This is a genomic window from Streptomyces sp. NPDC001415 (genome assembly GCF_053597395.1).
In genome coordinates, this window is record NZ_JBSFIE010000054.1 from 20,216 (window position 1) to 29,966 (window position 9,751).

Genomic DNA, 9,751 nt, shown 5'->3' on the forward strand with positions numbered 1-9,751 from the left:
CGGTGGCGGAGGTCCCGCGTCCGCCGGCACCTTGCGCGCCGGTCTCCGGCACCACACCCGCCTCTGCCTCTGCCTCTGCCTCCGGTACGGCATCCGGCAGTCGGTTCGCCCCCCGCCCCGAAATGCCGGACGGGTTCTACGGATTTTCCGGTGGGTGGCGTGAGATCAAAGAGAGGTGCGGCCAGTCGATCCGCATGAGGGGGTGCTCGCCGAACCCCGTCCGTCCTCGCGAAAGGGAATCCATGGAATCCGCCCGACGGCCGATCCTCTTCGTCAGCCTTCCGGAGAGTGGGTTGGTCAATCCACTGCTCGTGCTCGCCGAAGAGCTCTCCCGTCAGAACGTTCCGGATCTCTGGTTCGCCACCGATGAGCCCCGGCGCGGGGATATGAAGAGGATCTCGGTCGGGTCCGAGGTGGAGTTCGTCTCGCTGGGCGACGTGGCCACCGAGTTGTCGGCGGTGACGTGGGACGACACGGTCTATCGCGAGGTCACTCAGCCCTCGCGTTTCAAGGCGCACCGCGCGGTGATCCGGCACTCTTACAAGCCGTGGCGACACGAGGAGAAGTTCCGCAAGTTGGCGGCCTTCGTCGACGAGGTGCGGCCGGCGCTGATGGTCATCGACTGCATCAGCGCTTTCGGGATCGAATTGGCTATTTCTCGGAAGATTCCGTACATGCTGAGTGTGCCGTTCGTGCCGAGCAATGTGCTGACGGCGTTCACTCCCTTCTCCAAGGGCTACACGCCGGGGGACTTCCCCGTACCGCACACGGGGCTGCCGCACCCGATGACGCCCACCCAGCGGATGAGCAACGCGCTCTTCAAGTGGCGGACGCTGGCGATGTTCTGCACGCCACAGATGGGCAAGGTGGTCTCGGAGGACAACCGGCGGCGCAAAGCGCACGGGCTCGGGCCGCTCAGTCCGATGGCGCGGATCGAGCACGCCGATCTGGTGCTGTGCAATTCGATCGCCGAGCTGGACTATCCCTTCGACATTCCGGAGAAGGTGCGGCTGGTCGGTGCGATGGTGCCGCCGTTACCGGAAGCATCACAGGACCACGTACTTTCGCAGTGGCTGGATGAGCAGTCCTCGGTCGTCTATGTGGGGTTCGGGACGATCACCCGGCTCACCCAGCACCAGGTCAATTCCATGGTGGAGGTCACCCGTCGGCTTGAGGGCCGGCATCAGGTGCTGTGGAAGCTGCCGTCGGAGCAGCAGCATCTGCTGCCGCCGAAGGAGTCCTTGCCGGCGAATCTCCGTATCGAGAACTGGGTGCCCTCGCAGTTGGACGTGCTGGCTCATCCGAACGTGAAGGTGTTCTTCACCCACGGTGGCGGCAACGGCTACAACGAGGGCGTGTATTTCGGCAAGCCGCTCGTGGTCCGGCCGTTGTGGGTGGACTGCTACGACCAGGCCGTACGCGGCCGGGACTTCGGTATCAGTCTGACCCTCGACCGGCCGCGGGACATCGACGTCGACGACGTGCTCGACAAGCTCACGCGGGTGCTTGAGACCCCTTCCTTCCATGAGAACGCGAAGCGGCTCGGTGCCCTGCAGCGTGCGGCCGGCGGCCGGGAGACCGCTGCCGAGCTGATCCTCGGGCATTCGGCCCTGGCTCCGGCTCCGGCGTAAGGCCGCGCGCACCCACATACGTACCAGGACCACGAGGAAGACCAGGAAGAGGCAGCGGATGTCTTTCAAGTACCCGGTTTCCAGGCCCGCTCTGGACGGCAGGGAGTTGGAGTATCTGACCACCACCGTCGAGGACGGCTGGATATCTTCTCAGGGCCCGATGGTCCAGAGGTTCGAGCGTGCCTTCGCCGAATACAACGGGATCGCGCACGGCGTTTCCTGTTCGTCGGGGACGGCGGCGCTCACGCTCGCGCTGCGGGCATTGGGGATCGGCCCGGGTGATGAGGTCATCGTCCCGGAGTTCACGATGATCGCTTCGGCGTGGGCGGTCACCTATACCGGTGCGACGCCCGTGTTCGTGGACTGCGGGGACGATCTCAACATCGATGTCACCCGCATCGAGGAGAAGATCACGGCGCGCACGAAGGCCGTGATGCCCGTTCACATCTATGGCAGGCGTTGCGACATGGACGCCGTTATGGATATTGCGTACCAGTACAACCTGCGGGTCGTGGAGGACAGCGCCGAGGCCCACGGCATCCGTCCGGTCGGGGACATCGCCTGCTATTCACTGTTCGCCAACAAGATCATTACGGCGGGAGAGGGCGGCATCTGCCTCACCGACGACCCCAAGCTGGCCGGGCAACTGGCGCACCTGCGAGCCATGGCCTTCACCAAGGACCACAGTTTCCTGCACAAGAAGGTCGCCTACAACTTCCGCATGACGGCCATGCAGGCCGCCATCGCGCTCGGCCAGGTCGAACGGCTTGACGACATCCTCGAAACCCGGCGCGAGATCGAGCGGCGTTATGACGAGGGCCTTGCCGACGTTCCTGGTATCACGTTGATGCCGCCGAGGGACGTGTTGTGGATGTACGACCTGCGGGCCGAGCGCCGTGCGGAGCTGCGGGAGTTCCTGACTGGTGAGTCGATCGAGACCCGGCTGTTCTTCAAGCCGATGAGCCAGCAGCCCATGTACTTCCATCCCGACTGGCCCTCGCTCAAGGCACATGCGTTTGCCGAGGACGGGCTGTATCTGCCCACCCACACCGAACTCACGGCCGCCGACCAGGACTTCGTGATCGACAGGGTCCGCGCGTTCTACGGCGCCGGCTGACGGACCGTTCGAGAGGGGATACCGACCCATGACGCACACAGGCCCGGCCGTGCCGCGGACCTGCCCGGCCTCGGCCCAGGCAGGTCCGGCCACGGACACGACGGATTCGCCGATGGTCGAATTTCCGCTGCGCCAACCCGGCGTGCCGTTCCCGCCACCCCATTACGCCGACTACCGCGACCAGCAGGGCCTGGTCCTCTCGCACCTGCCCGACGGCAAGCGGGTGTGGCTGGTCACCCGGCACGAGGACGTTCGCGCCGTACTGACCAACCCCAAAATCAGCTCCAACCCCGAGCACGAGGGATTCCCCAACGTCGGGGAGACCGTGGGAGTGCCCAAGCAGGATCAGATCCCGGGCTGGTTCGTGGGGATGGACTCCCCCGACCACGACCGGTTCCGCAAGGCCCTGATCCCGGAGTTCACCGTGCGGCGGGTACGGGCGATGCGGCCCGCGATCGAACGCACGGTGGAGGCGCGCCTGGACGAGATGCTGGCCGCGGGCAACACCGCGGACCTCGTCGCCGACTTCGCACTGCCCATCCCCTCTCTGGTGATCTCCTCGCTGCTCGGAGTGCCGCCCGCGGACCGTGAGTTCTTCGAGTCCAGGACCCGCGTCCTGGTCTCCCTCCGCAACGCCACCGAAGAGCAGCGCAAGACGGCCGGCAAGGAACTGCTGCGCTACATCAACCGACTGATCTCCATCAAGGAGAAGTGGCCCGGCGACGACCTGGTGAGCCGACTGCTGGCCAACGGCGTCATCGCCCCCCATGAGCTGTCGGGCGTGCTGATGCTGCTGCTCATCGCCGGCCACGAGACCACGGCCAACAACATCGCGCTCGGCGTGGTCACCCTGCTGACGCACCCCCAGTGGATCAATGACGACCGGGCCGTGGAGGAGACGCTGCGCTTCCACTCCGTCGCCGACCTGGTGTCCCTGCGGGTGGCGGTCGAGGACGTGGAGATCGCCGGCCAGCTCATCAAGGCGGGCGAAGGCATCGTGCCGCTGGTCGCCGCGGCCAACCACGACGAGTCCGTCTTCGAATGCCCCCACACGTTCGACCCCTCCCGGTCCGCCCGCAGTCACGTGGCCTTCGGCTACGGCGTGCACCAGTGCCTGGGGCAGAACCTGGTGCGGATCGAGATGGAGGTCGCCTACCGGAAGCTCTTCGAGCGCATCCCCAACCTCCAACTCGCCACGCCGGTCGAGGGGTTGAGCATCAAGTACGACAGCGTGCTCTACGGGCTGCACGAGCTTCCGGTCCGCTGGTAGCCGCCCGGCCCGTCCGCCCGGGGCGCGTGCCACCGACCACCGGACGGGCCCACCTTTACCGCAGAAGAGACCAGGAGAGACATCGACATGCGTATCACCGTCGCCCCCGACCGCTGTGTGGGGGCGGGCCAGTGCGTGCTGAACGCGCCCGCGCTCTTCGACCAGGACGATGACGGACTCGTCACCCTCCTCGCCGACCCGACCGCCGCCCAGGAGACCACGGCCCGACTGGCGGGTGGCCTGTGCCCGTCCCGGGCCATCACCGTGCACGAGGGCTGAGGCCCGACCGGAGCAGGAGCCCGGGTCCCACCGCGTTGCCCCCCCCACCAGACGAGAGTGCTTGAGATCCGGGAGTGATGGTGCCCGTCCACACAGATGACTACGTGATCCAGCCACCCACCGACGCGGCGGAGGTACTGGGCGGCTACACGCTGCCCGATGTGTTCGAGGCCGCCGTGGGATCCGCTCCCGACTCCGTGGCCGTCGTCGACGGGGACCGCTCGTGGACGTGGACACAGTGGCGAGCGGACGTCGACGCGCTGGCCCGCGGCCTACAGGCGTCGGGGGTCGCGCCCGGCGACGTGGTGGCGGTACAGCTGCCGAACTGCTGGGAGCTGCAGACCCTGCACCTGGCCGTCGCGGCCGTCGGAGCCGTGCTGCTCCCCGTCCACCAGGGCACTCCGGCCCCGGAGGTCCATGCGCTGCTGACCCGGGCGGAACCCGTCCTGCTGGTCCTGTCGGCCTCCGGGAGTGAAAGCGCGGCGACGGCCCGTTCGCTCGGGGAGGGTGTCCCGTCGCTGCGCGGTGTGCTGCTGACCGGGGCGTCGGAGGCGGAGTGCCGAAAGGCGGGTGCCAAGTCGCTGGACGGGCTACTGGCGGCCTGGGCGGGCAGTCGGCCCCGGCCGGTGGACGTCACCCCCGACCTGCCGCTCGTTCTGATCCCCTCATCCGGAACGGTCTCGGCGCGGCCCAAGCTGTGTGTGCACAGCCACGACGGTCTGCTGTCGAACACCGCTGCCGTCCTCGCCGAGGATGCAGACACCTTCGCCGGTACGGTGCTCACGGCCTGCCCGATGACCCATCTGTTCGGCCTCCAAGCCGTGCATGCGGCGCTGCTCGCCGTCTGCGGACAGGTGCTGCTCACCGGGTGGGACGCGGACCGCTTCGTGGCGTTGGCGCGGGAGCATGCCCCCCGCGTCGTCTTCGCCGTGCCCACGCAACTGCGGGACGTCGTCGCGCGGTTGGCCAGGACGGACGAGCCGACGGGCTTCGCGCCACACCAGGTGCGTACGGCGGGGGCCGCCCTGGCGCCCGCGCTCGCCGCTCAGGTACGCGGCGTCCTCGACTGCGAACTGGTCGTGGTGTGGGGCATGTCCGAGATCGGCACCGGCACCCGCACCCGGGCCCAGGACCCCGACGGCAGTGTGGGCGGGCCGGTCGGCGGCGGGAACCTGCGGGTCGTCGATGAACACGGCGAGGTGTGCGCGGCGGACGAAACCGGTGAACTCCATTACCGGGGACCGGGGTTGTTCCGAGGCTATTTCCGCGAGCCGGAGCTGACGCGCTCGGCCCTCACCGACGACGGCTGGCTGCGGACCGGCGATCTCGCGGCCGTCGACGCCGACGGAGTGGTGACCCTGCACGGCCGGACCGCCGAACTGATCAACACCGGTGGCCGGAAGTTCAGCGCCGCCGAAGTCGAGGGAGTGCTCGCGGGTCTTGCGGGCCTGGGCCCGCTGGCCGTGGCCGGCGCACCGGACGACCGGCTCGGGGAGTACCCGTGCCTGATCGTGACGGACCACGCGGACCGCACGATCGGCCTGACCGAAGTGACCGCGTTCCTGCACCGGCTGGGCCTCGCCGACCACAAGATCCCCCTCGAACTACTCACCGTGCCCGAGCTTCCCCTCTCCCCCGCCGGGAAGCTCGACCGCCGGGCGCTCCATGAGCTGCTCACCGGCCTTGAGGAGGTGTCCGTCCCGGCCCGGCTCGGCGCGATCCCGCCGTACACGGTCGAGGAGGCGCTGGACCTCGTACGCGACTGCGTCGGCCGGTTGCTCGGGAAGGACGGCACGTCCGTCCTGTTCTCCCCCGAGGCCGACTTCCGGCAGCTCGGCCTCGACTCCATCCTCGCGGTACGGCTGCGGAATCTGCTCCGGGAGGAGACCGGGCTCCCGCTCCCGACCACGCTGGCCTTCGACCACCCCACCCCGCGGGCCGTCGCGCGGCTCCTGGCCGAGCAGGAGGAGCCGGCCCGGGAAGAGCCGCGTCGGACCTCGCCGGACGATGCCGACCCGGTGGCCATCATCGGCATGGCTTGCCGGCTGCCGGGCGGAGCCGGCTCCCCCGAGGCCCTGTGGGAGCTGCTCACCGACGGGGCCGACGCCATGTCCCCCTTCCCGGAGGACCGTGGCTGGGACCTGGACCGGCTCTTCGACGACGATCCCGACCAGCCGGGTACCACCTACGCCCGTGAAGGCGGCTTCCTGCGCGACGCGGGCGACTTCGACGCGGGCTTCTTCGGCCTGTCCGACATGGAAGCGACGGCGATCGATCCCCAGCAGCGGCTGCTCCTGGAAGCGGCCTGGGAGACCTTCGAGCGGGCAGGCATCGCCCCGGAGTCGTTGCGGGGGACCCGTACCGGCGTGTTCGCCGGCGCGATGGACCGCGGCTACGGCGCCCACGCGTCCGCGGCGCCCAACGCATGGGAAAGCATGCTCACCACCGGGACCGCCGGTAGCGCAACCTCGGGGCGCGTCGCCTACACCTACGGGCTCGAAGGCCCCACGATGACGGTCGACACCGCCTCCTCCTCGTCCCTCGTCGCCCTGCACCTGGCCTGCCGGTCCCTGCGGTCCGGCGAGACCGACCTGGCGCTGGCCGGCGGCGTCACCGTCATGGCGACCCCGACGCCCTTCACACACTTCTCCCGGTTGCGCGCCCTCTCCCCCGACGCCCGCGCCATGCCGTACTCCGACTCCGCGAACGGCTCCGCGTGGGCGGAGGGCGCGGGGCTGCTGCTGCTGGAGCGGCTGAGCGACGCCCGACGCAACGGACACCGCGTCCTGGCGCTCGTCCGCGGCTCCGCGGTGAATCAGGACGGCGCCTCCAACGGGCTCACCGCGCCGAGCGGGCCCGCACAGCAGCGCGTCATCCGCCAGGCCCTGGCCGATGCCGGGTTGACACCGCAGGACGTGGACGCCCTGGAAGGGCACGGCACCGGCACGCCCCTCGGCGACCCCATCGAGGTCCAGGCACTACTGGCCACGTACGGCCAACAGCGCCCCGCGGACCGGCCGTTGTGGCTGGGGTCGGTGAAGTCGAACATCGGGCACACCCAGGCGGCCGCCGGCGTCGTCGGGGTCATCAAGTCGGTTCTCGCGCTGCACCACGGCGTCCTGCCGCGGACGCTGCACGCGGACACCCCCTCGGCCGAGGTGGACTGGTCCGCCGGTGCGGTACGGCTGCTGACCGAGGCCCAGCCCTGGCCACGGGAGAGCGGACGCACGCGCCGGGCGGGGGTGTCCTCGTTCGGACTCACCGGGACCAATGCGCACGTGATCCTGGAGGAGGCACCGGGCGAGTCCCCGGAGGAGGCACGGGGTGCGTCCGGACCGGCGCGGGTCCCGGAGCCGGCCGACGACCCGACCGCGCCCTGGGTGCTGTCCGCCCGGAGCCGGACGGCGCTGCGCGCACAGGCACAACGCCTCGCCGAGCACGTGACGGCCCACCCGGACCTGCGCGCCCAGGACGTCGCCCACGCCCTGACCACCACCCGGAACCTGCACCGGCACCGGGCCGTCGTCACCGGCTCCGACCGGACGCAACTCCTGTCCACAGCCGCGGAATTCGGGCGTGGCGAGCGCGCCCCCGGCGTCATCCTGCACGATGCCGCACCGGGCGGACTGGCCTTCGCCTTCCCCGGGCAGGGGGGCCAGCACACCGGCATGGGACACGCGGCGGCCGCGGCTTTCCCCGCCTTCGGGCAGGCCCTGCACGAGGTGTGCGCCACGGTGGATCCCCTGCTGCCGCTGCCGCTGACCTCGGTGATGTGGGCGGCTCCCGGCTCCGACGAGGCGGCCCTCCTCGACGACACCACCTACACCCAGCCCGCGCTGTTCGCCATCCAGGTGGCCCTGTACCGGCTGTTCGAATCCTGGGGCCTGGTCCCCGATCACCTGGTGGGGCACTCGTTCGGCGAGATCTCCGCCGCCCATGTCGCCGGTGTGCTCTCCCTCCAGGACGCGTGCACCCTGGTGGCGGCCCGCGGCAGGCTCATGGCCGCGCTGCCGCCCGGTGGCGGGACGGTGGCGGTACGCATCACCGAGGACGAAGTGACGCCGTGGCTGGCGGAGTTGAGTGACTGCATAGGGATCGCTGCCGTCAACGGGCCGCACTCCGTCGTGCTCTCGGGCGCCGAGGCCCCCCTCATGGCGCTCACCGACCGGCTCCGCGCCGCCGGTCACAAGACCCGGCGGATCGCGGTGAAGGTCGCGGCCCATTCGCCACTGATGGGCCCCATGCTGGAGGAGTACCGCGCGGTCGCCCGCGGGCTGTCCTACGCCTCGCCCGCCGTTCGGATCGTCTCCACCGTCACCGGCCGCCCGCTGACCACCGAGGAGGCACTCGACCCGGACCACTGGGTGCGGCACGTGCGGCAGTCCGTACGCTTCGAGGACGCGATCGGCCTGCTCCGGGACGAGCGCGTCACCGGGTTCCTGGAGCTGGGTGCCGATCCGACGCTCACGCCGATCATCGACGAGTGCATGGAGTCGGCCGACCCGCAGACCGGGGCCGCCGCCGTGCCGAGCCTGCGCGCCGGAGTGTCGGAACGGCACGCCCTGCTCGCCGCGGTCGCCCGGATGCACGCCCATGGAGCTCCCGTCGACTGGGACGCGGTGCTGCCCGAGGCCCGGCCCGTGCCGCTACCCACGTACGCGTTCCAGCGGCGGCGGTTCTGGCTGGCGTCGACTCCCGCGGGACCGACGGGCCTGGCTGCCCACGGAGGCGTCGTGGACGCCGCGGGTGTCTGGGGTGCCCCGGTCGGTATGAGCGGGACGGCGGCCGGTGAAGAGCCGTCGGGGCTGGACGCCCGCCTGTCCGGCCTCGACGAGGCCGCGCAGAACGCACTCGTGCTGGCCCTGGTCCTCGACGAGACCTCGGCCGTGCTCGGCGGCCAGGAGATGCGTGGCGAGGAGGGCAACCGCACGTTCAAGGAGCTGGGCATCGACTCGGTGAACGCGGTCGAACTGCGCAACCGCCTCATCTCGGCCGCGGACATGCGACTGCCGGCCACGCTCGTGTACGACTTCCCCACCCCGAACGCGGTGGTCCGGCTCGTACGTGAGCGCAGCACGGCGCGGCCCGCCTCCCCCGTGCGCGATGTGGAGTCGATCGTGGCCGAGTTGGAGGACCTACTCATGACCGGCACGGAGGTCTCGGAGGAGACGGTGGCACGCCTGAAGGCAGTGGCGGCCGCGACAGCGGGAGCCGGCGGGGGGACGGGCGACGGCCCCGGTGGGACGCTGGACCTGGCATCGGCCAGCGACGAGGAACTGTTCCAGCTGATGGACGCGGAGAGCTGACGGGTGGGGTGCGGGCCTTCTCCGAAGCCCCCCCGCACCCACCCGTAGGCAAGCGGGCCGCGCACGCCAGGGAGCCCTGGGACGGAACCCTGGGCGCCTGTGAGCCCGCGTCTGATCCCCGCGGAGTCCCGGCGCATGCGCCCAGTTG

General features: G+C 70.2%; 5 protein-coding genes. All 5 read left to right on the forward strand.

What is annotated here, in order from left to right:
• Positions 1-242: 242 nt before the first annotated feature.
• The 5 genes from ACWC2B_RS36320 to ACWC2B_RS36340 all read left to right on the forward strand — a co-directional run bounded on the left by ACWC2B_RS36320 (position 243) and on the right by ACWC2B_RS36340 (position 9,603).
• On the forward strand, positions 243-1,631 hold the full coding sequence (locus tag ACWC2B_RS36320; protein ID WP_450724345.1) for a glycosyltransferase: 1,389 nt from the start codon (positions 243-245) through the stop codon (positions 1,629-1,631).
• 58 nt (positions 1,632-1,689) lie between these two features.
• On the forward strand, positions 1,690-2,748 hold the full coding sequence (locus ACWC2B_RS36325) for a DegT/DnrJ/EryC1/StrS family aminotransferase (protein ID WP_450724347.1): 1,059 nt from the start codon (positions 1,690-1,692) through the stop codon (positions 2,746-2,748).
• A gap of 112 nt (positions 2,749-2,860) precedes the next feature.
• The gene (locus ACWC2B_RS36330) at positions 2,861-4,018 is read left to right on the forward strand and encodes a cytochrome P450 (protein ID WP_450724354.1); all 1,158 of its coding nucleotides are present in this window, start codon (positions 2,861-2,863) and stop codon (positions 4,016-4,018) included.
• 87 nt (positions 4,019-4,105) lie between these two features.
• Positions 4,106-4,297 carry a ferredoxin gene (locus ACWC2B_RS36335; RefSeq protein WP_386155930.1) on the forward strand — a complete coding sequence of 64 codons (192 nt, stop codon included), beginning with the start codon at positions 4,106-4,108 and terminating at the stop codon, positions 4,295-4,297.
• 77 nt (positions 4,298-4,374) lie between these two features.
• Positions 4,375-9,603: a type I polyketide synthase gene (locus ACWC2B_RS36340; RefSeq protein ID WP_450724350.1), complete on the forward strand. Its 5,229-nt coding sequence runs from the start codon at positions 4,375-4,377 to the stop codon at positions 9,601-9,603.
• Positions 9,604-9,751 lie beyond the last annotated feature (148 nt).

Bases quoted from the DNA above. Each gene is read 5' to 3' on its own strand.
- ACWC2B_RS36325 (WP_450724347.1), top strand. From the start codon at position 1,690: ATGTCTTTCAAGTACCCGGTTTCCAGGCCCGCTCTGGACGGCAGGGAG.
- ACWC2B_RS36320 (WP_450724345.1), top strand. From the start codon at position 243: ATGGAATCCGCCCGACGGCCGATCCTCTTCGTCAGCCTTCCGGAGAGT.
- ACWC2B_RS36335 (WP_386155930.1), top strand. From the start codon at position 4,106: ATGCGTATCACCGTCGCCCCCGACCGCTGTGTGGGGGCGGGCCAGTGC.
- ACWC2B_RS36340 (WP_450724350.1), top strand. From the start codon at position 4,375: ATGGTGCCCGTCCACACAGATGACTACGTGATCCAGCCACCCACCGAC.
- ACWC2B_RS36330 (WP_450724354.1), top strand. From the start codon at position 2,861: ATGGTCGAATTTCCGCTGCGCCAACCCGGCGTGCCGTTCCCGCCACCC.